This is a genomic window from Streptomyces sp. NPDC056628 (assembly GCF_042792555.1).
In the GTDB taxonomy this organism is placed as follows: domain Bacteria; phylum Actinomycetota; class Actinomycetes; order Streptomycetales; family Streptomycetaceae; genus Streptomyces.
This window is the reverse complement of sequence record NZ_JBHTWG010000042.1, coordinates 17,687-43,079: the sequence shown is the minus strand read 5'-3', so window position 1 is coordinate 43,079 and position 25,393 is coordinate 17,687. Positions and strand designations below refer to the sequence as shown.

Here is a 25,393-nt window from a genome sequence, read left to right as displayed (position 1 = left end):
GCGGTCTCCCTAGACTCTTGAGCCATGCGAAACGAGCCCGTGGTCCAGGTCCACGCCCTGGTGAAGCGGTACGGCGGCAAAACCGCGGTGGACGGTCTCGACCTGGTGGCCCGGGCGGGCGTCACAGCCGTGCTCGGACCGAACGGCGCGGGCAAGACGACGACGGTGGAGACCTGCGAGGGCTACCGCAGACCCGACTCCGGCACGGTGCGCGTCCTCGGCCTCGACCCGGTGCGGGAGTCCGGCGCGCTGCGGCCCCGGATCGGGGTGATGCTCCAGTCCGGCGGTGTCTACTCGGGTGCGCGCGCGGACGAGATGCTGCGCCATGTCGCCAGGCTGCACGCCCACCCCCTGGACGTGGACGCGCTCATCGAGCGGCTGGGGCTCGGCGGCTGCGGCCGGACCTCGTACCGCCGGCTCTCGGGCGGCCAGCAGCAGCGGCTCGCGCTCGCCATGGCCGTCGTCGGCCGGCCCGAGCTGGTCTTCCTGGACGAGCCGACCGCCGGGCTCGACCCGCAGGCCCGCCGTGCCACCTGGGACCTGGTCCGGGACCTGCGTGACGACGGCGTCTCGGTGATCCTCACCACGCACTACATGGACGAGGCCGAACAGCTCGCCGACGACGTCGCCATCATCGACGCGGGGCGGGTCATCGCCCAGGGGTCCCCCGAGGAGCTGTGCCGCGGCGGCGCCGAGAACACCCTGCGCTTCACCGGCCGCCCCGGCCTGGACGTGGGCTCCCTGCTCAAGGCGCTGCCCGCCGACTGCACGGCCGCCGAGCTGACGTCCGGCTCGTACCGGGTCGTCGGCAAGGTCGACCCGCAACTGCTCGCCACGGTGACGTCCTGGTGCGCGCAGCACGGGGTGATGCCGGACCGGATCTCGGTGGAGCGGCACACGCTGGAGGACGTCTTCCTGGAGCTGACCGGCAAGGAGCTGCGCTCATGACCACCACGAGCACCGGGGCGTACGCCCCGAAGCCGGGCGCCGCGCCGCTGGGGCGCATGATCGCCGCGCAGGCCGCGCTCGAGACGAAGATGCTGCTGCGCAACGGCGAGCAGTTGCTGCTGACGGTGGTGATCCCGACCCTGCTGCTGGTGCTCTTCAGCTCGGTCGACATCGTGGACACCGGCTCCGGGAAGGCGGTCGACTTCCTCGCCCCCGGCATCCTGGCGCTCGCCGTGCTGTCGACGGCGTTCACCGGGCAGGCCATCGCGACGGGCTTCGAGCGCCGGTACGGCGTGCTGAAGCGGCTGGCGGCCTCCCCGCTGCCGCGCTGGGGCCTGATGACCGCCAAGACGCTGTCGGTGCTGGTCACCGAGGTCCTGCAGATCGTCCTGCTGACGCTGATCGCCTTCTCGCTCGGCTGGTCGCCGCACGGCAACCCGGCGGCCGTGCTCGTGCTGCTGGTCCTCGGCACGGTCGCCTTCTCGGGCCTCGGCCTGCTGATGGCGGGCACCCTGAAGGCGGAGGCCACGCTCGCCGCCGCCAACCTGGTCTTCCTGCTGCTGCTCGTCGGCGGCGGGGTCGTCGTGCCGCTGGAGAAGTTCCCGGAGGCCGCCCAGGACGTCCTCGGCCTGCTGCCCGTCTCCGCGCTCTCCGACGGGCTGCGGGACGTGCTCCAGCACGGCTCCGGGATGCCCTGGGGCGATGTGGCGATCCTCGCCGCCTGGGCGGTCGTGGGCCTCGCGGCGGCCGGCCGGTTCTTCCGCTGGGAGTAGCGCGCCGGCCCGCGGTGCGCCCCCCTCGTGAAAGCGTGCACAAGCGGCGGCCTACGATGGTGCGCGTGCAGAACCTGACCCGCGCCGACGCCCAGGCCGCCGTGCGCAACCCGCTCGCCTTCATCGCCGCCCGCTGGACCCCGGACCCGAGGACCGTCCGGCGCGCGGCGCTCGCCGCGCTCGTGATGTCCGTGATCATCGTGGTCACCGGCGGGGCCGTCCGCCTCACCGGTTCCGGGCTCGGCTGCCCGACCTGGCCCAAGTGCACCGGCGACTCGCTCACGTCCACCCGCGAGATGGGCCTGCACGGCGCGATCGAGTTCGGCAACCGCATGCTGACGTACGTGCTGTGCGCGGCGGTCGGCTGGGCGATCATCGCCGCCCGCTCCACCGAGCCGTACCGGCGGGGCCTGACCCGGCTGGGCTGGGCGCAGTTCTGGATCGTGATGAGCAACGCCGTGCTCGGCGGCGTCGTCGTCCTCGTCGGCCTGAACCCGTACACCGTCGCGGCCCACTTCGCGGCGTCGTCCGCGCTCATCGCGGTCGCCGTGGTGATGTGGCAGCGCACCCGTGAGGGGGACGCGGCGCCTCGTCCGCTGGTCGGCAAGGCCGTCCAGCAGCTCGTGTGGTTCCTGGTGGCCGCCTCGGTGCTGCTGATCCTGGTGGGCACGGTGGTCACCGGCGCGGGTCCGCACGCGGGCGACTCCAGCGAGGTCGAGCGGATGCCGGTCGACTGGGAGACCGTGACGAAGCTGCACGCCGTGCTGGCCTGGATCGTCGTGACGCTGACCTTCGCGCTCTGGTTCGTCCTCAAGGCGGTCGACGCCCCGAAGGGCCCGCTGGACCGCACCCGCGATCTGTTCCTCGTGCTGCTGGCGCAGGGCGTCGTCGGCTACGTCCAGTACTTCACGGACCTCCCGGAGCTGCTGGTCGGCCTGCACATGCTGGGCTCGGCCCTGGTGTGGATCGCGGTGCTGCGCGTGCTCCTCGCGCTGCGCGAGCGGCCGGAGGCGTCCGTGCCGGATCCGCCCGCTCAGCCGCTCGACGCCACCAGCGCGTCGATCGCCGGCCCCAGGTAGGCACGCGTCAGCCGGGCCCGGCGCGCCGCCCAGGCGTCGGACGGCGGTTCGGACCGGCCGTAGCGGCGGCCGTGGACGTCGTCGACGACCTCGGCGGGCGCCCCCAGCCGGGGCAGCAGCTCCAGAGCCTCCCGCTTGGAGATGAGCCGTCCCTCGCGCGCGGTCACGCTCGCCCGCGCGAAGGTGATCAGCCCCAGGTCGACCCAGACGTCCCGCGTCCACAGCCGGGCGTCGGCCAGGGCGGGCCGCCAGAAGTCCCGCTGGTCGCGCACGACGAACGCGGCCAGCTCAGGGTCCGGCACCGGCGGCAGCAGGGCGGCGGGCGCCTCGCCGTGCAGCACGCGCCCGAAGGTGTGCAGCTCCCGCCGGGTCACGGGGGTGACCGGCCGCCGGAACAGCTCCTCGTGTGCCCAGGTGAGATGGCGCCGGGCGGGGTCGGCCAGCGTGTCCGGGGTGAGGTAGGAGCAGTGCAGCAGCGGCGCGAGCGGCGCGGTCCGCAGCCGGGCGTGCAGCGTCGCCAGACGCCAGATCGTGCGCGCGGTGAGCGGGCCGTCCAGGACGGCGATCAGGTCCAGATCGCTGCGGCCCTCCTGGTAGTCGCCGCCGGCGAGCGAGCCGTGCGCCCAGACGGCGAGGGGCTCCAGCGGTCCGAGGGCGGTCAGGAAGCGGTCGAGCAGGGCGTCGGTCGGCATCCGGCCAGTCTGGCCGCGGGCGCGCCGGGCGTACACCCCGCTCACTCCAGGCCGTAGACCCGGCGGGCGTTCCCCCACGACACCATCTCCGCCACCCGCTGGGCGTCCGCCGGTGACCACGCGCCCTCGGTGACCCAGGTGCCGAGTACCCGGGCGAGGGACTCGCGGAACAGCTGTGCGGCGACGACGTGCAGCTCGGGCAGACCCTGGGCGCCGCTGGAGAAGAGGATCTTGCCGAAGGGGGCCAGCTCCAGGATCTCGGCGAGGATCGTGGCCGCGCGGGCGCCGGTGCGCACGAGGGCGGCGCCGGAGTCGGAGTAGACGTGCGGGAAGACACCGGCGAGATGGGCGGCGTGCCGGTGGTAGGGGTAGCCGTGCAGCAGGACCAGGTCGGTGCCGAGGCCGGCGGTGGCACGGACGAAGTCCGTGAGCAGGACCGGGTCGGTGCGGTCGATGCGCAGACCCGGCTGGCCCAGCCCGGCGTGCAGCTGGAGCGGCAGCCCGGACGCCACCGCGATCCACAGCAGGTGCCGCAGCAGCACCGGGTCGGTCAGCTCGCCGCCGACCTCGCGGGCCGCGAGCCAGCGTCCGGCCGCGCCCCGCACCTCCCCCGGCCCCGGCGGCTCGGGCGCGAGCGCCAGGCCGTGCCGTACGCCGGCGACCGAGGTGAAGGCCACGGCGTGCGCGGCCGCGGCGTGCACGGACTCGGCGAGGTTGGCGAGGAAGGACTCGACGGTGCCGGAGGTGTCGGCGACCTGTTCGGCGAGGAGTTCGAGGCGGACGATCTCGTGGGCCTCCGCGGAGGCGGCGGAGGCCATCTCCGGGGGGCCGGTCAGGTCGCCGGGCAGGCCTGTGTCGACCAGGTAGGTCGTGATGCCGCTGCCCCGCAGCAGCCGCCGCCCGGCCTCCCAGACGCCGAGCTCACGGCGCCGGGCCAGATAGCGGGCGGGGGCGCAGTGCGGCTCCAGGCCGAGGAGCGGGGGGCACCAGCGCCGTACGGCGAAGCCGGTCTGGGTGTCGAAGAGCGTGGTGCCGGGCGCCGGTGGTCCCTCGGTGCGGGCGAGCTGGGCCTCGAAGGTGCCGAGGCCCAGTTCCGCTCTCAGTACGCCGTGGCAGTACTGGTCCACGAGGGACGGCGTGTCGATCATCCGGGCTCCCCGGGGGTGGACGCTGGCGTGCTCTACACGTCCTAACGGGTGAACCGGTGCCGAGGTGTTGGGGGGAAGCGGGCGGGCTCCTCAGCCGCCGATCTGGATGCCGGCCATCCGCTTCCACTCGAAGGGGCCCGTGGTCACCTTCGCGGCGAACTCGCCGTCGAAGGACTCGTGCCGGGTGATCCCGGCCTTCTCGACGGCCTTCTCGGCGGTCTCGAAGGTGGGGGCCACCAGGTCGCCCCAGCCGCCGTCCTCGCCCACGAGCACGATGCGGGCGCCGCGCTCGCCGATGTACGCGACATGGGCCTCGGCACCGCCGTGGGACTTGGCGAAAGCGTTGATCCGGTGCGCGAGGCGGGTCACCTTGCGCTTGTCGACCTGCTGCGTGTCGTCTGCCATGGCCAGGATGCTACCGACCGGTAGATCAATGCGCGACGGACGGGGTGCGTGAGCCGCGCCTCAGCGCAGGAAGGGGTCCACGGCGACGGCCACGAAGAGCAGCGACACATAGGTGATCGACCAGTGGAACAGGCGCATCTCCTTCAGCTTCCCGCCCGTCACCTCGGCCTTCGCGCGGTTCTGCAGCGCGTGGGCCTCCCACAGCCACCAGCCGCCCGCGCCGAGCGCGACCGCGGTGTAGAACCAGCCCGTGTAGCCGAGCGGCGTCAGCAGCAGCGAGACCGCCACCATCACCCAGCTGTAGAGGACGATCTGCTTGGCGACGACCTTGTTGGAGGCGATGACGGGGAGCATCGGCACGCCCACGCGCGCGTAGTCCTCCTTCACCTTCATGGACAGCGGCCAGTAGTGCGGCGGCGTCCAGAAGAAGATCACCATGAACAGGATCAGCGGGGCCCAGGAGAGGGAGTTCGTGACCGCGGACCAGCCGATGAGCACCGGCATGCAGCCCGCGATGCCGCCCCACACGATGTTCTGCGAGGTGCGGCGCTTGAGCAGCATCGTGTAGACGACGACGTAGAAGAGCAGCGCTCCGAGTGACAGCCAGGCCGACAGCCAGTTGACGGTGAGGCCGAACAGCAGCGTCGAGACCACCGCGAGGGTGATGCCGAAGGCGAGGCACTCGCGCGGACTGACCATCCCGGTGACCAGGGGACGCTGGGAGGTGCGGTCCATCAGCGCGTCGATGTCGCGGTCGATGTACATGTTGAGCGCGTTTGCGCCGCCCGCGCTGAGGTAACCGCCGACACAGGTGAGCAGCACCAGACCGAGGTCGGGCACGCCGCGCTCGGCCAGGAACATCACCGGGACGGTGGTGATGAGCAGCAGCTCGATGATCCGCGGCTTGGTCAGCGCCACGAAAGCCGCGACCCGGGCCCCGATCGGCCGTCGGTTCGGGCTCTGGCTCGTCCCGACAATCCCCGCTGGACGGGATTCAACGGCCGTCACGCACACCCCTGACAGAGACATCCCAGCAAGCCCGACCCGTGTGAAGTCCCGGTAAAGGCTCGCGCGTACCACGCCACTGTAGACGTTGCCCAGACCCGGGCCGTCGCGGGGGTCCGGTCGTGTTGGAGGTGTGGTCCGACGGGTACCCGCGGGCTCGATTGAGCACCCGGATGAGCGGCTGCGTATTCATGTGCCGAGCCCCGGAACGGCGCGGCCGACAGGCACATCCGGAAGAGTCCCGGCAGTCTGGGTTGAGTCGAAAAAACGCACGTACTTCCGGGGGTAGGCTCGACAATGGCCGGCCGACGCCGAGTACGCCGGCAGCCGGTGGGCGCGTGCCCGTGACGCCGGCAACCGACATGTGGAGAGGAGCCCTGACCCAGGGTGAGCACCAAGCCGACCACCACAGACCTCGAGTGGACCGAGCTGGACCAGCGGGCGGTGGACACCGCCCGCGTCCTGGCCGCAGATGCCGTACAGAAGGTCGGTAACGGCCATCCTGGTACGGCGATGAGCCTGGCGCCCGTCGCCTACACCCTCTTCCAGAAGGTGATGCGGCACGACCCGGCGGACGCCGACTGGGTCGGGCGGGACCGCTTCGTGCTGTCCGCCGGCCACACGTCCCTGACCCTCTACACCCAGCTCTACCTGGCCGGCTTCGGCCTGGAGCTGGACGACCTCAAGGCGTTCCGGACGTGGGGTTCGAAGACCCCCGGCCACCCGGAGTACGGCCACACCACGGGTGTGGAGACGACGACCGGTCCGCTGGGCCAGGGTGTCGGCAACGCCGTCGGCATGGCCATGGCCTCCCGCTACGAGCGGGGTCTGTTCGACCCGGAGGCCCCCGCGGGCACCTCCCCGTTCGACCACTTCATCTACTGCATCGCCGGTGACGGCTGCCTCCAGGAGGGCATCACCGCCGAGGCCTCGTCGCTGGCCGGTCACCAGAGGCTCGGCAACCTCATCCTTCTGTGGGACGACAACCACATCTCGATCGAGGGCGACACCGAGACGGCCGTATCCGAGGACACGGCCAAGCGCTACGAGGCGTACGGCTGGCACGTGCAGCGCGTGGCCCCGAAGCCGGACGGCGACCTGGACCCGCACGCGATCTACGACGCGATCCAGGAGGCCAAGAAGGTCACCGACCGCCCGTCCTTCATCGCGATGCGCTCGATCATCGCCTGGCCGGCCCCGCACGCGCAGAACACCGAGGCCGCGCACGGCTCGGCGCTCGGTGACGACGAGGTGGCGGCCACCAAGCGGGTCCTCGGCTTCGACCCGGAGAAGGCCTTCGAGGTCTCCGACGAGGTCCTCGCGCACACCCGGGGCGCCCTGGAGCGCGGGCGGGCCGCCCGTGCCGTGTGGGAGAAGTCCTTCCAGCAGTGGCGGGACAACAACCCCGAGCGCGCCGCCGAGTACGACCGCATCGCCAAGGGCGAACTGCCCACCGGCTGGGAGGAGAAGATCCCGGTCTTCGAGCCCGGCAAGGGTGTGGCGACGCGTGCCGCGTCCGGCAAGGTGCTCCAGGCGCTCGGCGCGGTCATCCCGGAGCTGTGGGGCGGCTCGGCCGACCTGGCGGGCTCGAACAACACGACGATCGACAAGACGTCGTCGTTCCTGCCGGCCGGCAACCCGCTGCCGGAGGCGAACCCGTACGGCCGCACGATCCACTTCGGCATCCGCGAGCACTCCATGGCCGCGGAGCTGAACGGCATCACCCTGCACGGCAACACCCGCGTCTACGGCGGCACCTTCCTGGTGTTCTCCGACTACATGCGCAACGCCGTGCGGCTGTCGGCCCTCATGCACCTGCCGGTGACGTACGTGTGGACGCACGACTCCATCGGCCTGGGCGAGGACGGCCCGACCCACCAGCCGATCGAGCACCTCGCGTCGCTGCGCGCCATCCCCGGCCTGAACATCGTCCGCCCGGCGGACGCCAACGAGACGGCGATCGCCTGGCGCGAGATCCAGCGGCGCTGGACCAAGGAGTACGGCAAGGGCGCCCCGCACGGTCTGGCACTGACCCGTCAGGGCGTGCCGACGTACGAGCCCAACGAGGACACCGTGCGCGGTGGCTACGTGATGTTCGAGGCCGAGGGCGGCGAGCCCGAGGTCATCCTGATCGCCACCGGTTCCGAGGTGCATGTGGCGGTCGAGGCGCGTGAGCGCCTCCAGGCCGACGGGGTCCCGACGCGCGTGGTCTCGATGCCGTCCGTGGAGTGGTTCGAGGAGCAGGACCAGGGGTACCGGGACAGCGTCCTGCCGCCGTCCGTGAGGGCGCGTGTCGCGGTTGAGGCCGGGGTGGGCCTGACCTGGCACAAGTACGTCGGGGACGCGGGCCGCATCGTGTCGCTGGAGCACTTCGGCGCTTCCGCCGACGGCAAGGTCCTTTTCCAGGAGTACGGCTTCACCGCCGAGAACGTGGCGGCCGTCGCGCGGGAATCCCTCTCCGCGGCCCGGCGCTGACGCTCACATACGCAACGTAGGAGTCTGATTTTCCATGACAGACGCACTGAAGCGCCTCTCCGAGGAGGGCGTCGCGATCTGGCTGGACGACCTGTCACGCCAGCGCATCACTTCCGGCAACCTGGCCGAGCTGATCGACCAGCAGCACGTCGTCGGCGTCACCACCAACCCGACGATCTTCCAGAAGGCCATCAGCGAGGGCCACGGCTACGACCAGCAGCTCGCCGACCTCGCGGCCCGCAAGGTCACGGTCGAAGAGGCGATCCGCATGATCACCACGGCGGACGTCCGGGACGCCGCCGACATCCTGCGCCCGGTCTTCGAGGCCACCGACGGCCAGGACGGCCGGGTCTCCATCGAGGTCGACCCGCGGCTCGCGCACAACAAGCACGCGACCGTCGCGGAGGCCAAGCAGCTGGCCTGGCTGGTCGACCGGCCCAACACGCTCATCAAGATCCCGGCCACCCGGGCCGGCATCCCGGCGATCACCGAGGTCATCGGCCTCGGCATCAGCGTCAACGTCACGCTGATCTTCTCGCTGGAGCGCTACCACGAGGTCATGGACGCCTACCTCGCCGGTCTGGAGAAGGCGAAGGCCAGGGGCCTGGACCTGTCGCAGATCCGTTCGGTGGCTTCGTTCTTCGTGTCCCGGGTGGACTCCGAGGTCGACAAGCGCCTCGACGCGCTCGGCACCGACGAGGCCAAGGCCCTGCGCGGCAAGGCCGCCATCGCCAACGCCCGGCTCGCCTACCAGGCGTACGAGGAGGTCTTCTCCTCCGACCGCTGGAACGCGCTGGAGAAGGCGGGCGCGCGCAAGCAGCGTCCGCTGTGGGCGTCGACCGGTGTGAAGGACAAGGCGTACAAGCCGACCCTCTACGTCGAGGAACTGGTGGCGCCGAACACCGTCAACACCATGCCCGAGGACACCTTGCACGCGGTGGAGGAGCAGGGCGAGATCACCGGCAACACGATCTCCGGCAGGTACGAACAGGCCCGCGCCGACCTCGACGCGCTCGAGCGGCTCGGGATCTCGTACGACGAGGTCGTGCAGCTGCTGGAGGACGAGGGCGTCGAGAAGTTCGAGTCGTCCTGGAACGACCTGCTCAAGTCGACCGAGGCGGAGCTGCAGCGCCTCGCCCCCTCGGAGGGCTGATCCCTTGCCACCCTTCAACGTCACTGAAGCGAACCCGCTTCGTGACGCCGCCGACCGACGGCTCCCGCGTATCGCGGGGCCGTCGGGCCTGGTGATCTTCGGCGTTACGGGCGATTTGTCACGTAAAAAGCTGATGCCCGCTGTGTACGACCTCGCGAACCGGGGACTGCTGCCGCCGGGCTTCTCGCTCGTCGGCTTCGCCCGCCGGGAGTGGGCGAACGAGGACTTCGCCCAGGAGGTGCACGACGCGGTCAAGGCCCATGCCCGCACCCCCTTCCGCGAGGAGGTCTGGCAGCAGCTCATCCAGGGCATGCGCTTCGTGCAGGGCACCTTCGACGACGACGACGCCTTCGAACGGCTGCGCGCCACCATCGAGGAGCTGGACAAGGCCCAGGGCACGGGCGGCAACTTCGCCTTCTACCTGTCGGTGCCGCCGCGCTCCTTCCCGGTGGTCATCCAGCAGCTGAAGAAGCACGGGCTCGCCGACCAGACGGGCGGCTCCTGGCGCCGCGCGGTCATCGAGAAGCCGTTCGGACACGACCTGGCCTCCGCCGAGGAGCTCAACAAGGTCGTGCACGAGGTATTCGCCCCGGACCAGGTCTTCCGCATCGACCACTATCTGGGCAAGGAGACCGTCCAGAACATCCTGGCGCTCCGCTTCGCCAACACGATGTTCGAGCCGATATGGAACCGGTCCTTCGTGGACCACGTCCAGATCACCATGGCCGAGGACATCGGCATCGGCGGCCGGGCCGGCTACTACGACGGCATCGGCGCCGCCCGCGACGTCATCCAGAACCACCTGCTGCAGCTGATGGCGCTCACCGCGATGGAGGAGCCCGCCTCCTTCGACGCGGACGCGCTCGCCGCCGAGAAGACCAAGGTGCTCGGCGCCGTCCGGCTGCCGAAGGACCTCGGCCGCGACACGGTGTTCGCGCAGTACGCCGAGGGCTGGCAGGGCGGCGAGAAGGCGGTCGGCTACCTCCAGGAGGAGGGCATCGACCCCAAGTCGAAGACCGACACGTACGCCGCGGTCAAGCTCTCGATCGACAACCGCCGCTGGGCGGGCGTCCCCTTCTACCTGCGCACCGGCAAGCGGCTCGGCCGGCGCGTCACGGAGATCGCGGTCGTCTTCCAGCGCGCCCCGCACTCCCCCTTCGACACGACGGCCACCGAGGAGCTGGGCCAGAACGCGATCGTCATCCGCGTCCAGCCCGACGAGGGCGTCACCGTCCGCTTCGGCTCCAAGGTGCCCGGCACCTCCATGGAGATCCGGGACGTGTCGATGGACTTCGCGTACGGCGAGTCCTTCACCGAGTCCTCGCCCGAGGCGTACGAGCGGCTGATCCTCGACGTCCTGCTCGGCGACTCGAACCTCTTCCCGCGCACCGAGGAGGTCGAGCTGTCCTGGAAGATCCTCGACCCGATCGAGGAGTACTGGGACCGGCACGGCAGGCCCGCCCAGTACCCGGCAGGCACCTGGGGGCCCGTCGAGGCGGACGAAATGCTCGCACGAGAGGGACGGAGCTGGCGCAGGCCATGAAGATAGACCTCACGGACACCACGGCCAGCAAGATCAACAAGGCACTGGTGAAGGCGCGGCGGGCCATCGGCACGCCGGCCGTCGGCATGGTGCTGACGCTGGTCATCGTCACGGACGAGGAGAACGCCTACGACGCCCTGAAGGCCGCCGGCGACGCCTCGCGCGAGCACCCCTCGCGCACGCTGCTGGTGATCAAGCGTGTCTCGCGCTCGCCCCGGGACCGCACGCAGTCCCGGCTGGACGCCGAGGTGCGGGTGGGCGCCGACGCCGGTACCGGCGAGACGGTGGTGCTTCGCCTCTACGGCGAGGTGTCCGAGCACGCCCAGTCCGTCGTCCTGCCCCTGCTGCTGCCGGACGCCCCGGTGGTGGTCTGGTGGCCGGTGACCGCGCCCATCGACCCGGCGAACGACCCGCTCGGCGCGCTGGCCCAGCGCCGGGTGACCGACACCTACGCCTCGGAACAGCCGGTGCGGGAGCTGTCGGCGCGCGCCGGGACGTACACGCCGGGCGACACCGACCTGTCCTGGACCCGGATCACGCCGTGGCGCTCGATGCTGGCGGCGGCCCTGGACCAGGTGCTCTGCGAGGTGAAGGCCGTCGAGGTGGAGGGCGAGGAGTTCAACCCGAGCTGTGAGCTGCTGGCGATGTGGCTCGCGGACCGGCTGGACGTCCCCGTGCAGCGGTCCGTGTCGTCGGGCCCCGGCCTGACGGCGGTGCGGCTGGACACCGACTGCGGCCCGATCGTCCTCGACCGGGCCGACGGCTCGCTGGCGACCCTCTCCATCGAGGGGCAGCCGGACCGGGCGGTGGCGCTGAAGCGACGTGAGACGTCCGAGTTGATCGCGGAGGAACTGCGCCGGCTCGACCCGGACGACACCTACGCGTCGGCGCTGCGCTTCGGCGTGGACCGGCTCCACGCGTCCGCGGTCACCCGGCCCGCCGGGACCGGGAGGGCGGCGGAGGACGGGCCGGCCAAAGGAGAAGCGGCCGCGACTCCTGTCGAAGACGCCGCCAAGGCCCCGGCGAAGGAAGCGACGGCGGGGGAACCGGTGAAGAAGGCGGCGGCCAAGTGAGCACCCACACCCCGCAGCTGGTCGTCCACCGCGACAAGGAACTGATGGCCCAGGCCGCGGCGGCCCGGCTGATCACGAAGATCGTGGACACGCAGGCCTCCCGGGGCTCGGCGTCCGTGGTCCTCACCGGCGGCCGCAACGGCAACGGCCTGCTGGCCGCGCTGGCGGCGGCCCCCGCCCGGGACGCCATCGACTGGGGCCGTCTGGACCTGTGGTGGGGCGACGAGCGGTTCCTGCCCGAGGGCGACCCGGAGCGCAACGTCACGCAGGCCCGCGAGGCCCTGCTGGACGCGGTGCCCCTGGACCCGAAGCGGGTGCACGCCATGCCCGCCTCGGACGGCCCGTTCGGCACGGACGTGGAGGCGGCGGCCGCCGCCTACGCGGAGGAGCTGGCGCGGGCCGCGGGCCCCGAGGACCACGGCGCCGTGCCCTCGTTCGACGTCCTGATGCTGGGCGTGGGTCCCGACGCGCACGTCGCCTCCCTGTTCCCGGAACTGCCCGCGGTACGGGAGACCGAGCGCACGGTCGTCGGGGTCCACGGCGCGCCCAAGCCCCCGCCGACCCGCATCACCCTCACGCTTCCCGCGATCCGCGCGGCGCGCGAGGTGTGGCTCCTTGCGGCCGGCGAGGACAAGGCGGAGGCCGTGGCGATCGCCCTGTCGGGCGCGGGCGAGATCCAGGCCCCGGCGGCGGGCGCGCGGGGGCGCTCCCGCACCCTGTGGCTCCTGGACGCGGCGGCGGCGTCCCAGCTGCCGCGGTCGCTGTATCCGCCGGCCACTCCCTGACCGGTACGTGAACGGCAGTCAGGGCCCCCGCCTCGTACGAGGCGGGGGCCCTGACTCGTGTGCCGGACGGGCTACTTGACCGAGCCCGCCATCACCCCCTGCACGAAGTGCCGCTGGAACGCGAAGAACACCACCACCGGCACCACCAGGGACAGGAACGCCCCCGGTGCCAGGACGTCGATGTTGCTGCCGAACTGGCGGATCTGGGACTGCAGTTCCACGGTGAGCGGCTGGGAGGAGCTGTCCGCGAAGAGCAGCGCCACCAGCATGTCGTTCCAGACCCACAGGAACTGGAAGATGGCCAGGGAGGCGATCGCCGGGCGGCCGACCGGCAGGACCAGCCGGGTGAAGATCCGCCACTCGGTGCCGCCGTCCATGCGGGCGGCCTCCAGCATCTCCTTCGGCATCTCCGCGAAGTAGTTCCGCAGCAGGAACACCGCGAACGGCAGTCCGTAGGCGACGTGGAACAGGACGACGCCCGGGATCGTGCCGAACAGGCCGAGCTGCCCGAAGAGTTTGGCGACCGGGAGCAGACCGATCTGCACCGGCACCACCAGCAGGGCCACCACGAGCAGGAAGACCGCGTCGCGGCCCGGGAAGTCCAGCCAGGCGAAGGCGTACCCGGCGAGGGCGGCGAGCACCACCACCAGGACGGTCGTCGGCACCGAGATCAGAACCGTGTTCCAGAAGGCCTGGGTGATACCGGAGTTGGCGAGCAGGGCCGAGTAGTTGTCGAAGGACAGCTGCCCGGGGCTGGTGAAGACCGTCCACCAGCCGCCCTTCGCGGTGTCCTCGGCGGACCGCATCGACGACAGGAACAGTCCGGCCAGCGGGGTCAGCCAGACCAGGCCGACCACCACGAGGAAGGCCTGCACCAGTGAGCTGCCCAGACCGCGCCTGACCGCGTTCATCGCTGACTCCTCTTGAAGCGGCGGACGTTGAAGACCATGGCGGGGATGACCAGCAGCAGGAGCAGGACACCGAGGGCGCTGCCGAGGCCCTGGTTGTTGCCGCCGCCGAACGACACCAGCCACATCTGCGTCGCGAGCACGGTCGCGTCCTCCTGCACCGGGCCGGGCGCGATGATGTAGACGAGGTCGAAGACCTTCATCACGTTGATGACGAGGGTGATGAAGACGACGGTGAGGACCGGCGCGAGCAGCGGCACGGTGATCCGGCGGAAGATCTGCCACTCGTTGGCGCCGTCCATCCGGGCCGCCTCCAGCGAGTCCCGGGGCAGGGCGGACAGGCCCGCGCCGATCAGGACCATCGCGAACCCGGTCCAGATCCACAGGTACGCCCCGATGATCGCCGGGGTGACGAGCGTGGGTCCGAGCCAGGAGATGCCCTCGTAGGGGGCGGCGAAGTTCGACGCCGGCAGCCGCACCGTGTACGAGCCGTCGTCCAGGCCGTCGAAGCGGAACGAGCCGTCGGACGCCGTGGTCGTGGTGGCGACGGTCTCCCCCGCGCGCACCGCCTCGACCTTCATCCCGGGCAGGCCGCTCTCGCGTCGGTCGACGGTGCCCTGCTTCCCTCCCCCGCCGGGGGTGAAGTCCAGGTAGACGACGCCGGTCAGCTCACCGGCGCCGGCCGTGCGCCGGGCGGCCTCGTACGCCGGTCCTGTGCCGTCGGGCAGGTCGGCGGGCAGGACGCCGACCAGGCCCAGCGTGACGCTCTGCCCGGGCGCGAGGGTGCCGGCCGTGCGGTAGGCGCCGTCGGACGCCTTCGTCAGGCCCTGCCCGTCGCGGGCGCGGGCCGTGGGGTAGGCCGAGGTGTCCTGGAACATGTCGTGCACCGAGACCGCGGCGGCGTTGAGCACGCCCTTGTCCGGGTCCTCGTCGTAGGCGAGCCGGAAGATGATGCCGGCGGCGAGGAAGGACACGGCCATCGGCATGAACAGCAGCAGCTTGAACGCGGTCGCCCAGCGGACCTTCTCCACCAGCACGGCCAGGATGAGACCGAGGCCGGTGAGCAGGGCCGGGGCCACCACGACCCAGATCGTGGTGTTGCGGACGGCCTTGAGGGTCGCCGGGTCCCGGAACATCTCGGTGTAGTTGTCGCCGCCCACGAACCGGGTGCCGGAGGCGTCGAAGAAGCTGCGGCCGACGGAGAACAGCACCGGGTAGACGACCAGGGCGCCCAGCAGGAGCAGGGCGGGGAGGACGAAGAGCAGGGCGATGACGCGGGCGCGCCGCCGCGAGCGCCGGGCGCGGGACGCTCCGGGGCTCGCGGCGGGCGGCCTGGGCCCCGCCTCGTTGACGAGGGTCGCGGTCATGACGGGTCAGCCCTGGCCCTCGTACGCCTTGGCCGCCGCCGCCTCCAGCTTCGCCGCGGTCCCCTTCGGGTCGGACGGGTCGCGCAGGAAGTCCTGCAGGAGCTTCCACTCGCCGGCGCCCTTGGTGCCGCCGAAGGCCGCCGGGGCCTGGTCGGACATGTCGAAGCGGACCGAGTCACCGGCGGCGACCAGCGACTTGGCGGTCTCGCGGGTGACGTCGTCGCCGTACGAGGCGAGTTCGAGGTTCTTGTTCGGCGACAGGAAGCCGCCCGCCTCGGCCCACACGGCCGCGGCCTCGGGGGTGGCCAGGTACTCCAGCAGGGCCATGCCGGCCTTCTGGCTCTTGCCGTCCTTCAGCACGACGGCCGCGTCGCCGCCGCTGACGACGGGCGGCTTCCCGGCGCCGACCGCCGGGAACGGGAAGAAGTTCGCGTCCTCGCCGATCTTCCGGCCGAACTGGTCCTTGGCGACGCCCGCGACGAAGTCGCCCTCGTAGACCATGCCGGCCTCGGGCTTCGGTCCGAACACCTTCTCCACCGAGCCCGGGAAGTCGGTGTTCAGGGCGCCCTTCTGGCCGCCCGCGATCAGCTGCTTGTCCTTGAACAGCTCGCCGAGGGTGGTCAGGGCCTTCACCACCGAGGCGTCGGTCCACTTGAGCTGGTGCGCGGCGAGCGCGTCGTACTTCTCGGGGCCGGCCTGGGAGAGGTAGACGTTCTCGAACCAGTCGGTCAGCGTCCAGCCGTCCTGACCGGCGACGGAGAAGGCGGCGAGCCCGGAGTCGGAGACGGTCCGCCCGGCCTTGAGCAGGTCGTCGTAGGACGTGGGCGGCTCGACGCCCGCCTGGGCGAGGGCGTCGGGGCTGTACCAGACGGTCGACTTGTGCGCGGCCTTGAAGTAGAGGCCGTACAGGGTGTCGTCGACGCTGCCGTAGTTCTTCCACACGGGCGCGAAGTTGGCGTCCACGGACTTCTGGGCGGTGGCCGACAGCGGCTTGAGCCAGCCCTTCTGCGCGAACTGCTTGAGCACACCGACCTGCGGGACCATCACGACGTCGGGGGCGTTGCCGCCCTCGATCTTGCTGCCGACGACGGTGGAGACGTTGTCGCCGGTGGAGACGAACGTCGTCTTGGCACCGGTCTTCTCGGTGAAGGCGTCCAGCACCTTCTGGAAGTTCTTCTGCTCGGTGCCGGTCCAGACACCGGCCACGGTGACCGTCTGTCCGTCGAGTGCCTTGTCGCCACCGCCGGCCGAGACGGGGCCGCCGCCGCAGGCGGTCGCGCCGAGCGCCAGGACGAGGGCGGTACAGCCGGTGAGCAGGGTGGTACGGCGTCGCATCATCATCGATGTCCCTTCGGGGAATGGGAAGAACGGACGGAGGTTCCGCGGGTGCGGGGGTTCAGGAAGCGGGGGACTCGGTCCCGTCGCTCATCCACCAGGCGGCAGTGGAGCCGGGCAGCACCCCGGCCGGGCAGGGGCCGCTCGACAGCAGCGGGGTGCCGGAGACCGGCGCGGAGGTGGGTGCCGTGCCGAAGTTGACGGCGCAGACCAGGCCGTCGCCGCGGGCGAAGGCGAGGACGCCGGGCGGGCTGTCCAGCCAGCGCAGCGTGCCCTCGCCCAACTGGGGCAACGCGGCGCGCAGTTGCAGGCCGTCGCGGTACAGGTGCCAGAAGGACCGGGTGTCGGCCAGCGCCCGGTCGGTGGCGTACTCGGCGAAGTACTCGGGCTGGGGCAGCCAGGGCCTGGCGCTCTCCACGCCGGAGGTGAAGCCGAACGGTGACGCCTGTCCCGACCAGGGCAGCGGCACCCGGCAGCCGTCGCGGATGCGGGCGCGGCTCCCGGTGCGGCGGAAGATGGGGTCGGTGAGGACGTCGTCGGGGAGGTCCACGACCTCGGGCAGGCCGAGTTCCTCGCCCTGGTAGATGTACGCGGCACCGGGCAGCGCCAGCATCAGCAGCGCGGCGGCGCGGGCGCGGGCGGTGCCGAGGCCGCTGCCCTCGGGTGCGGGCTCTCCGTAGCGGGTGACGGTGCGGACCTGGTCGTGGTTGTTGAGCACCCAGGTGACCGTCGAGCCGGTGCCCGCGATGTCCTGCATGGCCTCGGAGATGACCTTGCGGAAGGCGTCGGCGTCCCAGGCGGCGCTGAGCAGGTCGAAGAAGAACGCCTGGTGGAGTTCGTCGCAGCGGACGTAGAGGGCGTGTTCGCGGGCGGTCGGCACGGACACCTCGCCGACGAGGAGCCGTTCGCGGCCGTCCCGTGCCGTGTACTCCTCGCACAGGGAGCGCCAGGAGCGCCACACCGTGTGCACCTCGGGCTGGTTCCAGGCGAGCGGGTTGACCGAGTCGCGGGTGCGGGCGTCCGCCTCCGGGTCGTCGGAGTCGGGCAGCTCCGGGTGCTTGAAGAGGCCGGCGGCGACGTCGATGCGGAAGCCGTCGGCGCCCCGGTCCAGCCAGAAGCGCAGGACCCGCTCGAACTCGGCGCCGACCTCGGGGTTGCGCCAGTTCCAGTCGGGCTGCTCGGGGGTGAACATGTGCAGGTACCACTGGCCGGGCCGCCCGTCCGCCTCGGTCACCCGGCTCCACGCGGGGCCCCCGAACATGGCGTGCCAGTTGTTGGGGGGCTCGCTGCCGTCGGCACCGCGGCCGTCGGCGAAGTGGAAGCGGGCGCGGGCCGCGCTGCCGGGACCGGCGCTCAGCGCCTCCTGGAACCAACGGTGTTCGCTGGAGCAGTGGTTGGGGACGATGTCGAGCAGCACCTTGACGCCGAGCCGCCGGGCCGCCGTGACCAGCAGGTCGAACTCGGCGAGGTCCCCGAAGAGCGGGTCGACGTCGCAGTAGTCGGCGACGTCGTAGCCGTGGTCGTGCTGCGGCGAGGGGTAGAAGGGGCTCAGCCAGATCCCGTCGACCCCGAGCTTCTTGAGGTACGGCAGCCCCGCGCGGACCCCGGCGAGATCGCCGACACCGTCGCCGGTGCTGTCGAGGAAGCTGCGGACGTAGACCTGGTAGATCACCGCGTCACGCCACCAGTGGTACTTACTCAGCATGTATGCATGTTAGGTAGCTGTTTCAGAGGGGTGTCAATGAAATGGCGCAAGCTACCGAACAGTTGACCCGGCAAATTCGGGCATACCCGTACGGGATTCGAGAGGATGAGATGCCGCCGTTACCTAACAAGTAGGTAGGCAAAGGTGCCGTGACGGCTCAGCGCGCGATGGCGTCGAGCTCGCGCGCCAGGCGGCGCACCGCGGCCTCGGACGTGTCGTGCCCGGCCATCGCGTCCCGTACGACCGCCTGCACCACGAGGCTCACCTGGCCGTACCGCGGGCTCTTGGGGCGGGGAGCGGCCGTCCGGACGCTCTCGCGCAGCGTCGGCAGATACGGGAACCTGCGCACCAGTTCCGGGTCCTCGTACAGGTCGGCCCGTACGGGCGGCAGGGCGCCGCGGGTGAGCACCTGCCGCTGGACGTGCTCGCTGGTCAGATACGCGAGCAGACGGGCCGCAGAGTCCGGGTGGCGGGCGTGCGTGCTGACGGCGAGGTTGGAGCCGCCCAGCACGCTCGTGCCGGGTCCGTCGGGCCCGGGCAGCGGGACGGCGCCGATCTTCCCGGCGACCGGTGAGCCCTCGGCCGACGCGACGACGTAGGCGTACGGCCAGTTGCGGAGGAACAGCAGCCGCCCGTCCTGGAAGGCCTGCTTGGACTCCTCCTCCTTGTAGGTGAGCGCCTGCCTCGGGATCCAGCCCTCGCGCACCCCTCGGGCGAGGAAGTCGATGCCGTCGCGGGCGGCCTCCGAGTCGACGGTGACGCGTTCGCCCTCGTCGCCGAGGATGGAGCCGCCCGCCGAGTAGACCGCCTCGGCGGCGTTGACGGTGAGTCCCTCGTACGGCAGGAACTGGCCCGCGTACCCGTCGAGTCCGTACTTCGGCGCGATCGTCCTCGCCGCCCGTTCCAGCTCCTCCCAGGTGCGCGGCGGGTCGACGCCCTCCTCGGCGAGGATGTCCTTGCGGTACAGGAGCAGACCGGCGTTGGTGACGTACGGGACCGCGTACAGCCGTCCGTCGTAGGTCGCCGTGCCCACGACCGGCTTGAGGAAGGTGTCCAGCGGGAAGCGGTCGCGCTCCAGGGGGCGGATCCAGCCCTGCGCGGCGAACTCCGAGGTCCAGCTGACGTCGATGTTGAGGATGTCGAAGCGGCTGCGGTCGCCGCCGCGCAGGTCGGTGGTCATCTGCGCGTGGGTCTCGTCGGCCGAGTCGGGCAGTTCGACGAGGGTCACCCGTTCGTCGGGGTGCGTGCGGTTCCAGCCGTCCAGGACGGAGCCGAGATACCCCGTGAGGTCCCCCGCGGTGGCCAGGGTCATCGGCCCGCGGCCCGCTGCCGGACCGTCGTCGGCACGGGCTCCGGAGGCGACGTACCCGGTCAGGATCACGACGAGGACGAGAAGGCCCCTACCGGCGGCGTGGATCCACCGCATAGGTTCCTCCCTGTACACCTGGCACCGGGCTTCGTCGCCCGGGACAGAGGCCATGTATACCCGTTAGGTATGCGCGATACTAGGGCCTGGCGTCATTTTCCCGTCGTCCGCCCGAAGGGCGGGCCGTCGTCGGGCAGACGGGAACACGACGCCTGGCCCTCGGGCCTGCGGCACATTGACTCGGGATCGGGAGGAGAGCACGAGTGCGGCTGCCCCTCCTGGCCCTGCTGGCGCGCGGCCCGGCGCACGGATACGAGCTGAAGCAGGACCTTGAGCTACTGCTGGGCTCCGCGTACCCTCAGCCGAACGTCGGCCAGATCTACGTCACCCTCGGCCGTCTCGAGAAGGCGGGACTCCTGGAGGGCGAGGACGTCGAGCAGTCGGGCCGGCCCAACAAGAAGGTCTACCACCTCACCGACGCCGGGCGTGAGGCGCTGCACGCCTGGTTCGAGGAGACCGAGGACGAGCCTCGGGTGCGGGACGAGTTCTTCATGAAACTGGCCCTCGCCCCGCAGACCGGCCTCGCCGACCAGATCGCCCTCATCAACCGACAGCGGCGCCAGTACCTGAACACCATGCGTCACCTGTCGAAGCTGGCCGCCGCCGAGGACCGGGACAACCGCGTCGCGCATCTGCTCATCGAGGGCGCGATGCTGCACCTCCAGGCCGACCTCGACTGGCTGGAACGGTGCCAGGAGGAGCTGGAGGAACTGGAGTGAGCGACGACCCCACTCCTGTGCTGCGCGCCGAGGGCCTGGTCAAGACGCATCACGGCGAAGGCGCCCCGGCCCACGCCGTGCGGGGTGTCGGCCTGTGTGTCCGGCGCGGCGAGTTCGTCGCCGTCACCGGCCCGTCCGGCGCCGGCAAGTCGACCCTGCTGCATCTGCTCGGCGGCCTGCAGCGCCCGGACAGCGGCAGCATCTGGCTGGACGGCGAGTGCGCGGACGGCTGGCGCGAGGCCCGCTGGGCGGTCGAGCGCAGGAAGCGCATCGGCATCGTGTTCCAGTTCTTCAACCTGGTCTCCGACCTGTCCGTCGCCGACAACGTCGAGCTGCCCGCCCTGCTGGCCGGGGTCCCGCCCAAGCGGGCCCGGGCCGAGCGCGCGGACCTGCTGGCCGAGCTGGGTCTGGAGGGCAAGGAGCGCAGCATGCCGGGCGAGCTGTCCGGCGGGGAGCAGCAGCGTGTCGCGCTCGCCCGGGCCCTGGTCAACCGTCCGCCGCTGCTGCTGGCCGACGAACCGGCGGGCAGCCTGGACAGCAAGGGCACCCGTGAGGTGATGCGGCTGCTGACCCGCTTCCACCAGCGCGGCCAGACGATCGTGCTGGTCACCCACGACGCCCGGCTGGCGAGCGCCGCCGACCGTGTGATCAGCTTCTTCGACGGCCGGATAGCCGACGACGCGGCGCTCGACGGCGGTGCCCCGCCCCGCCGCGCCGGCGCCTCCGGGGTGCTGGAGCTCAGGGACTGACATGCCGGAGTACGACCACCGCCCCGCGTCCGGGCCGAGGGGCTGAGGCCATGCGAGCCACCCTGCGCTGGGCGCACTCCGATCTGCGCACGCACCGCGGCGAGGCACTGTTCCTGGTGCTGGCCACGGCCGGGATCGTCGTCTCGCTGCTGCTGGCCACCGCCCTGTTCGGGTACGCCACCAACCCGTGGCAGCGTGTCTTCACCCAGGCGCACGGCGCGCACGTGTGGCTGCACACCGCGCCGTCCGCGGACACCGGGAGGCTGACCGAGCTCGACGGCGTCGAGTCCGTCTCCGGCCCCTACCCCATCGCCTCCGCCACCCTGGCCTCCCGGGGCGCCCGTGCCGCCGTCGAACTGCGCGGCACCCCGGAGGAGCCGTCCGTGGGCCGCCCCCTGCTGACGTCCGGCCACTGGCTGGACGCGGCGAACCCCGACGGGGTGGTCCTGGAGAGCCGCCTCGCCCGCGCCCTGCTCGCCGCGCCCGGTGACACCCTCGCCCTGCCCGGCACGGACCGCACGGTGACCGTCCTCGGCGTGGCGGACAGCGCGGAGAAGCGTTACCGGCCCGGTGAGCAGCCCGGACTGGTCTGGGTGCAGCCGTCCGCGGTCCGCGACCCGGGGGGCCAGGTGGTGGCGCTGCGCCTGGACGACCCCGAGGACACCGACTACGCCGTCCAGCGCGCCGTGACCGTGCTGGGCGCCGGCGCGGTCAGCGAGGTCTCCACCTGGAAGCAGGCCCGGGCCGAGGCGCAGGGCGACAACCGGCTGCTCGGGCAGGTCCTGGGGCTGTTCGGCCTCGGTGCCCTGGTCGCGGCGGGACTGGCCGTGCACGGGGCGATCGGCACCCGGATCCGCGGGCATCTGCGGGACATATCGGTGCTGAAGGCGATCGGGTTCACGCCGGGCCAGGTCGTCCGGGTCTTCCTGCTCCAGCACCTCGCGTACGCGCTCCTCGGCGCGCTGGCCGCCGCGGCCGTCGTCCAGGGCCTGGGCAGCCGGATACCGGGGCGGCTCGGGGACGCGGTCGGGGTGTGGCACGGGCTGCCCGGCCACACGGTGGCGCTGCTCGTGGTGCCGGTCGCGGTGGTGCTGTTCATCGGCGCGACCACCGGGCTCGCCGCGTGGCGGGCGGGGCGGGTGCCTCCGGTGCCGGTGCCGCGGCGGGCGTCCGCTCCCGGTGGGCGGCTGTCGGGCGCGGCCCGGAGTGCGCTGGGTCTGCGGCTGCCGCCGGCGCTGGTGCTGGGCTGGCACCGGGCGTTCAGCAGGCGTCTGCGGTCCCCCGCCACGGTCGCCCGGCTGGCGCTGCCGCTGCTGCTGGTCGTAGTGGCGATGAGCGCCTGGACCACCATCGAGCGCTTCGACGGCCGACCGGAGCAGGTCGGACTGCCGACCTCGCTCACCGTCCACGCCGACGCCGGGCTGACCGGGCGGGCCGCCCGGACCGTGCTGGAGGGCGACCCGCAGGTGGCGGCCGCCTACCCGGGCGTCGAGGTGGCGGCGCTGGTCCCGGGCCAGACGGCCACGATCGCGCTGCGGGGGCTCGGCACCCGGCAGGACCCGTACCCGTACTCCCTGGCCGAGGGCCGGGCCGCGACGGGCCGCGACGAGGCCGTCGCCGGTCAGGGGCTGCTGGCGCTGCTGGACGCGCGGGTCGGCGACTGGGTCCGGATCACCGTGGGCGACCAGCCGCAGATCCTGCACATCGTGGGCCGCAGCATCGAGCCGGAGAACGCCGGGCGGGTCATCTCCACCTCCCTCGACACCCTCCGCGAGAACGATCCCGGGCTCGGGCCCACGCTCTACGAGCTGCGGCTGCGTCCCGGCGCCGACCCGGGAGCGGTCGCCGACCGGCTGACGGCCGCCGGACGCGGGCACCTGGACGTGCACGCGGTGCCCAACCCGGCCGACGGGCTCTCGCCCCTGCGCGGGGTGATCGTGGGTCTGATCGTCGTCCTGGCCCTCATCGGGCTGATCGAGCTGCTGACGGCGATCGGCGGGACGGTGCGCGAGGGCGAGCGCGATCTGCTGGCCCTCAAGGCCATCGGTCTCTCGCCGCGGCAGATCACCGCGATCACCGTCGTGTCGACCGCGTGCACCGCCCTGGCCGCGGCGGTCGTCGCCACCGGGCTCGGTGTGCCGCTCGCGCGCTGGCTCATCGACACCCAGGGAGCGTCGAGCGGGATCGGCTCCGGCATCGCCGCCGGACCGCCGGCTGCACTTCTGCTGCTGCTCGGCGGCGCGGCGGTGACGGGGGCCGCGGCGCTGGCCGCGCTCCCGGCGTCCCGGGCGGCCCGCCGCCGCCTCGCGGACACGCTGAGCGCGGTGGCCTGACGCGGTTTCAGCCGGCAGGGACCCGGCCGGACCGGGAGCGCCCCCCGGCTGCCGACGGGAAGCGGGCGACCACGCGCCGCCCGCTTCCCCCATCTGCCGTCACGCCCGGCCGCGCAGCTCCCGGTACCGGGCGACGAGGGCCTTCGTCGACGCGTCGAGCCCCGGCACGTCGGTGCCCTCGGTCAGCGCGGGCTCGACGCGCTTGGCGAGGACCTTGCCGAGTTCGACGCCCCACTGGTCGAAGGAGTCGATGTTCCACACGGCGCCCTGCACGAACACCTTGTGCTCGTACAGGGCGACCAACTGGCCGAGCACGGACGGCGTCAGCTCACGGGCGAGGATCGTCGTCGTCGGGCGGTTGCCCTTGAACGTCTTGTGCGGCACCAGCTCCTCGGGCACGCCCTCGGCCCGCACCTCGTCCGGCGTCCTGCCGAACGCCAGCGCCTGCGTCTGGGCGAAGAAGTTCGCCATCAGCAGGTCGTGCTGCGCCTTGAGCCGCTCGCTCATCCCGGCGACGGGCTCCGCGAAACCGATGAAGTCCGCCGGGATCAGCTTGGTGCCCTGGTGGATCAACTGGTAGTAGGCGTGCTGCCCGTTGGTGCCGGGCGTGCCCCACACCACCGGCCCGGTCTGCCACTCGACCTCGCGTCCGTCCCGCCCGACGGACTTGCCGTTGGACTCCATGTCCAGCTGCTGGAGATAGGCGGTGAACTTCGACATGTAGTGGCTGTACGGCAGGACCGCGTGGGTCTGGGCGTCGTAGAAGTTGCCGTACCAGATGCCCAGCAGGCCGAGCAGGAGCGGCACGTTGGACTCGGCGGGCGCGGTCCGGAAGTGCTCGTCGACGGTCCGGAAGCCGTCGAGCATCTCCCGGAAGCGGTCCGGGCCGATCGCGATCATCAGCGAGAGACCGATCGCGGAGTCGAACGAGTAGCGGCCACCGACCCAGTCCCAGAACTCGAACATGTTGGCGGTGTCGATGCCGAAGTCCGCGACCTTCTCGGCGTTGGTCGACAGCGCGACGAAGTGCCGGGCGACCGCTTCCGGTCCGGCCTTCAGCTCGTCGAGCAGCCACTCGCGCGCGGAGGTGGCGTTGGTGATCGTCTCGATCGTGGTGAAGGTCTTGGACGCGACGATGAACAGCGTCTCGGCCGCGTCCAGGTCACGGGTGGCCTCGTGCAGGTCGGCCCCGTCCACGTTGGACACGAAGCGCACGGTGAGGTCCCGGTCGGTGAAGGCGCGCAGCACCTCGTACCCCATCGCCGGGCCGAGGTCGGAGCCGCCGATGCCGATGTTGACGACGTTCCTGATCCGCTTGCCGGTGTGGCCGGTCCAGGCCCCGGAGCGGATCCGTTCGGTGAAGTCCGCCATCTTGTCGAGGACGGCGTGCACCGCGGGGACGACGTTCTCCCCGTCGACCTCGATCACCGCGTCGCGCGGGGCGCGCAGCGCGATGTGCAGCACCGCGCGGTCCTCGGTGACGTTGATCTTCTCGCCGCGGAACATGGCGTCCCGCAGTCCGAACACGTCCGTCGCGGCGGCCAGCTCGCGCAGCAGCCGCAGTGTCTCATCGGTGACGAGGTGTTTGGAGTAGTCGATGTGCAGGTCGCCGACCTGCAGGGTGTACCCCGTGCCACGGCCCGGGTCGGCGGCGAACAGCTCCCGCAGCCCCACGCCGTCGAGCTCCTCACGGTGCCTGGCCAGCGCGGTCCACTCGGGTGTCTGGTTGAGCCTGGTACGGCCGTCTGCGTTCATGTCCGACTTCAGCCTTC

General features: G+C 71.8%; 21 protein-coding genes. 11 read left to right on the top strand and 10 right to left on the bottom strand.

From position 1 onward, the window contains the following. Positions 1 to 24: 24 nt before the first annotated feature. Genes ACFRAC_RS32220 through ACFRAC_RS32210 form a run of 3 tightly spaced genes read left to right on the top strand, consistent with a single transcriptional unit; the run spans position 25 to position 2,800 of the window. Positions 25 to 948 (top strand): ABC transporter ATP-binding protein, encoded by a 924-nt coding sequence (locus ACFRAC_RS32220; RefSeq protein ID WP_382936683.1) that lies wholly within the window; start codon positions 25 to 27, stop codon positions 946 to 948. Further along, the gene (locus ACFRAC_RS32215) at positions 945 to 1,721 is read left to right on the top strand and encodes an ABC transporter permease (RefSeq protein ID WP_382936675.1); all 777 of its coding nucleotides are present in this window, start codon (positions 945 to 947) and stop codon (positions 1,719 to 1,721) included. Before ACFRAC_RS32220 ends, ACFRAC_RS32215 begins: the two co-directional genes overlap by 4 nt. 56 nt (positions 1,722 to 1,777) lie before the next feature. Further along, complete coding sequence (locus ACFRAC_RS32210; protein WP_382936672.1) at positions 1,778 to 2,800, top strand: heme A synthase; 1,023 nt, start codon at positions 1,778 to 1,780, stop codon at positions 2,798 to 2,800. Here the strand turns inward: ACFRAC_RS32210 and ACFRAC_RS32205 are convergent. The 4 genes from ACFRAC_RS32205 to ACFRAC_RS32190 all read right to left on the bottom strand — a co-directional run bounded on the left by ACFRAC_RS32205 (position 2,755) and on the right by ACFRAC_RS32190 (position 6,074). Continuing rightward, a complete protein-coding gene (locus tag ACFRAC_RS32205) occupies positions 2,755 to 3,492 on the bottom strand; it encodes a nucleotidyltransferase domain-containing protein (RefSeq protein WP_382936669.1) in 738 nt (245 codons plus the stop codon). The two genes, ACFRAC_RS32210 and ACFRAC_RS32205, sit on opposite strands and share 46 nt — an antisense overlap. 41 nt (positions 3,493 to 3,533) lie before the next feature. After that, complete coding sequence (locus tag ACFRAC_RS32200; RefSeq protein ID WP_382936665.1) at positions 3,534 to 4,640, bottom strand: amidohydrolase family protein; 1,107 nt, start codon at positions 4,638 to 4,640, stop codon at positions 3,534 to 3,536. A 90-nt stretch (positions 4,641 to 4,730) separates the two neighbouring features. Beyond that, the gene (locus ACFRAC_RS32195; protein WP_382936662.1) at positions 4,731 to 5,045 is read right to left on the bottom strand and encodes a hypothetical protein; all 315 of its coding nucleotides are present in this window, start codon (positions 5,043 to 5,045) and stop codon (positions 4,731 to 4,733) included. A 60-nt stretch (positions 5,046 to 5,105) separates the two neighbouring features. Continuing rightward, positions 5,106 to 6,074 (bottom strand): heme o synthase, encoded by a 969-nt coding sequence (locus tag ACFRAC_RS32190; RefSeq protein WP_382936659.1) that lies wholly within the window; start codon positions 6,072 to 6,074, stop codon positions 5,106 to 5,108. Positions 6,075 to 6,437: 363 nt separating this feature from the next. On the opposite strand from ACFRAC_RS32190, the gene tkt reads away from it, so the two are divergent. Genes tkt through pgl form a run of 5 tightly spaced genes read left to right on the top strand, consistent with a single transcriptional unit; the run spans position 6,438 to position 13,079 of the window. Further along, complete coding sequence (gene tkt / locus ACFRAC_RS32185; RefSeq protein ID WP_382936654.1) at positions 6,438 to 8,525, top strand: transketolase; 2,088 nt, start codon at positions 6,438 to 6,440, stop codon at positions 8,523 to 8,525. Between the two features lie 34 nt (positions 8,526 to 8,559). Further along, positions 8,560 to 9,678, top strand: coding sequence for a transaldolase (gene tal, locus ACFRAC_RS32180; protein WP_382936650.1), 1,119 nt, complete (start codon positions 8,560 to 8,562; stop codon positions 9,676 to 9,678). A gap of 4 nt (positions 9,679 to 9,682) precedes the next feature. Further along, entirely contained in the window at positions 9,683 to 11,221 is a 1,539-nt protein-coding gene (gene zwf, locus ACFRAC_RS32175) for a glucose-6-phosphate dehydrogenase (protein WP_382936646.1), read from the top strand. Next, complete coding sequence (gene opcA, locus ACFRAC_RS32170; protein ID WP_382936640.1) at positions 11,218 to 12,294, top strand: glucose-6-phosphate dehydrogenase assembly protein OpcA; 1,077 nt, start codon at positions 11,218 to 11,220, stop codon at positions 12,292 to 12,294. Before zwf ends, opcA begins: the two co-directional genes overlap by 4 nt. Next, positions 12,291 to 13,079: a 6-phosphogluconolactonase gene (pgl, locus tag ACFRAC_RS32165; protein WP_382936635.1), complete on the top strand. Its 789-nt coding sequence runs from the start codon at positions 12,291 to 12,293 to the stop codon at positions 13,077 to 13,079. Before opcA ends, pgl begins: the two co-directional genes overlap by 4 nt. A gap of 71 nt (positions 13,080 to 13,150) precedes the next feature. Here the strand turns inward: pgl and ACFRAC_RS32160 are convergent, their stop codons facing one another. The 5 genes from ACFRAC_RS32160 to ACFRAC_RS32140 form a co-directional block, all read right to left on the bottom strand. After that, the gene (locus ACFRAC_RS32160; RefSeq protein WP_361343161.1) at positions 13,151 to 13,990 is read right to left on the bottom strand and encodes a carbohydrate ABC transporter permease; all 840 of its coding nucleotides are present in this window, start codon (positions 13,988 to 13,990) and stop codon (positions 13,151 to 13,153) included. Continuing rightward, on the bottom strand, positions 13,987 to 15,354 hold the full coding sequence (locus ACFRAC_RS32155) for an ABC transporter permease subunit (RefSeq protein WP_382936629.1): 1,368 nt from the start codon (positions 15,352 to 15,354) through the stop codon (positions 13,987 to 13,989). Before ACFRAC_RS32155 ends, ACFRAC_RS32160 begins: the two co-directional genes overlap by 4 nt. A 6-nt stretch (positions 15,355 to 15,360) precedes the next feature. Further along, positions 15,361 to 16,692: an ABC transporter substrate-binding protein gene (locus ACFRAC_RS32150; protein WP_382936622.1), complete on the bottom strand. Its 1,332-nt coding sequence runs from the start codon at positions 16,690 to 16,692 to the stop codon at positions 15,361 to 15,363. A gap of 58 nt (positions 16,693 to 16,750) precedes the next feature. Continuing rightward, positions 16,751 to 18,394, bottom strand: coding sequence for a glycoside hydrolase family 13 protein (locus ACFRAC_RS32145; RefSeq protein WP_382936617.1), 1,644 nt, complete (start codon positions 18,392 to 18,394; stop codon positions 16,751 to 16,753). A 157-nt stretch (positions 18,395 to 18,551) separates the two neighbouring features. After that, positions 18,552 to 19,820: an ABC transporter substrate-binding protein gene (locus ACFRAC_RS32140; RefSeq protein ID WP_382936612.1), complete on the bottom strand. Its 1,269-nt coding sequence runs from the start codon at positions 19,818 to 19,820 to the stop codon at positions 18,552 to 18,554. A gap of 203 nt (positions 19,821 to 20,023) precedes the next feature. Here ACFRAC_RS32140 and ACFRAC_RS32135 point away from each other — a divergent pair, with 203 nt between their 5' ends. The 3 genes from ACFRAC_RS32135 to ACFRAC_RS32125 are packed head-to-tail and all read left to right on the top strand — an operon-like array spanning position 20,024 to position 23,621. After that, a complete protein-coding gene (locus ACFRAC_RS32135; RefSeq protein ID WP_382936608.1) occupies positions 20,024 to 20,539 on the top strand; it encodes a PadR family transcriptional regulator in 516 nt (171 codons plus the stop codon). Then, complete coding sequence (locus ACFRAC_RS32130; RefSeq protein ID WP_382936603.1) at positions 20,536 to 21,288, top strand: ABC transporter ATP-binding protein; 753 nt, start codon at positions 20,536 to 20,538, stop codon at positions 21,286 to 21,288. Before ACFRAC_RS32135 ends, ACFRAC_RS32130 begins: the two co-directional genes overlap by 4 nt. 50 nt (positions 21,289 to 21,338) lie before the next feature. Continuing rightward, on the top strand, positions 21,339 to 23,621 hold the full coding sequence (locus tag ACFRAC_RS32125; RefSeq protein ID WP_382936597.1) for an FtsX-like permease family protein: 2,283 nt from the start codon (positions 21,339 to 21,341) through the stop codon (positions 23,619 to 23,621). Between the two features lie 99 nt (positions 23,622 to 23,720). Here ACFRAC_RS32125 and pgi read toward each other — a convergent pair whose 3' ends face one another. Then, a complete protein-coding gene (pgi, locus tag ACFRAC_RS32120; protein ID WP_382936594.1) occupies positions 23,721 to 25,376 on the bottom strand; it encodes a glucose-6-phosphate isomerase in 1,656 nt (551 codons plus the stop codon). Positions 25,377 to 25,393 lie beyond the last annotated feature (17 nt).

What these genes read in the sequence shown, in the direction of transcription:
- ACFRAC_RS32210 (WP_382936672.1), top strand. Translation starts at nt 1,778, where the DNA reads ATGGTGCGCGTGCAGAACCTGACCCGCGCCGACGCCCAGGCCGCCGTG.
- ACFRAC_RS32215 (WP_382936675.1), top strand. Translation starts at nt 945, where the DNA reads ATGACCACCACGAGCACCGGGGCGTACGCCCCGAAGCCGGGCGCCGCG.
- opcA (WP_382936640.1), top strand. Translation starts at nt 11,218, where the DNA reads ATGAAGATAGACCTCACGGACACCACGGCCAGCAAGATCAACAAGGCA.
- pgi (WP_382936594.1), bottom strand. Translation starts at nt 25,376, where the DNA reads ATGAACGCAGACGGCCGTACCAGGCTCAACCAGACACCCGAGTGGACC.
- ACFRAC_RS32150 (WP_382936622.1), bottom strand. Translation starts at nt 16,692, where the DNA reads ATGATGCGACGCCGTACCACCCTGCTCACCGGCTGTACCGCCCTCGTC.
- ACFRAC_RS32205 (WP_382936669.1), bottom strand. Translation starts at nt 3,492, where the DNA reads ATGCCGACCGACGCCCTGCTCGACCGCTTCCTGACCGCCCTCGGACCG.
- ACFRAC_RS32145 (WP_382936617.1), bottom strand. Translation starts at nt 18,394, where the DNA reads ATGCTGAGTAAGTACCACTGGTGGCGTGACGCGGTGATCTACCAGGTC.
- ACFRAC_RS32125 (WP_382936597.1), top strand. Translation starts at nt 21,339, where the DNA reads ATGCGAGCCACCCTGCGCTGGGCGCACTCCGATCTGCGCACGCACCGC.
- ACFRAC_RS32155 (WP_382936629.1), bottom strand. Translation starts at nt 15,354, where the DNA reads ATGACCGCGACCCTCGTCAACGAGGCGGGGCCCAGGCCGCCCGCCGCG.
- ACFRAC_RS32195 (WP_382936662.1), bottom strand. Translation starts at nt 5,045, where the DNA reads ATGGCAGACGACACGCAGCAGGTCGACAAGCGCAAGGTGACCCGCCTC.
- ACFRAC_RS32220 (WP_382936683.1), top strand. Translation starts at nt 25, where the DNA reads ATGCGAAACGAGCCCGTGGTCCAGGTCCACGCCCTGGTGAAGCGGTAC.
- ACFRAC_RS32160 (WP_361343161.1), bottom strand. Translation starts at nt 13,990, where the DNA reads ATGAACGCGGTCAGGCGCGGTCTGGGCAGCTCACTGGTGCAGGCCTTC.
- ACFRAC_RS32200 (WP_382936665.1), bottom strand. Translation starts at nt 4,640, where the DNA reads ATGATCGACACGCCGTCCCTCGTGGACCAGTACTGCCACGGCGTACTG.
- ACFRAC_RS32190 (WP_382936659.1), bottom strand. Translation starts at nt 6,074, where the DNA reads ATGTCTCTGTCAGGGGTGTGCGTGACGGCCGTTGAATCCCGTCCAGCG.
- tal (WP_382936650.1), top strand. Translation starts at nt 8,560, where the DNA reads ATGACAGACGCACTGAAGCGCCTCTCCGAGGAGGGCGTCGCGATCTGG.
- ACFRAC_RS32140 (WP_382936612.1), bottom strand. Translation starts at nt 19,820, where the DNA reads ATGCGGTGGATCCACGCCGCCGGTAGGGGCCTTCTCGTCCTCGTCGTG.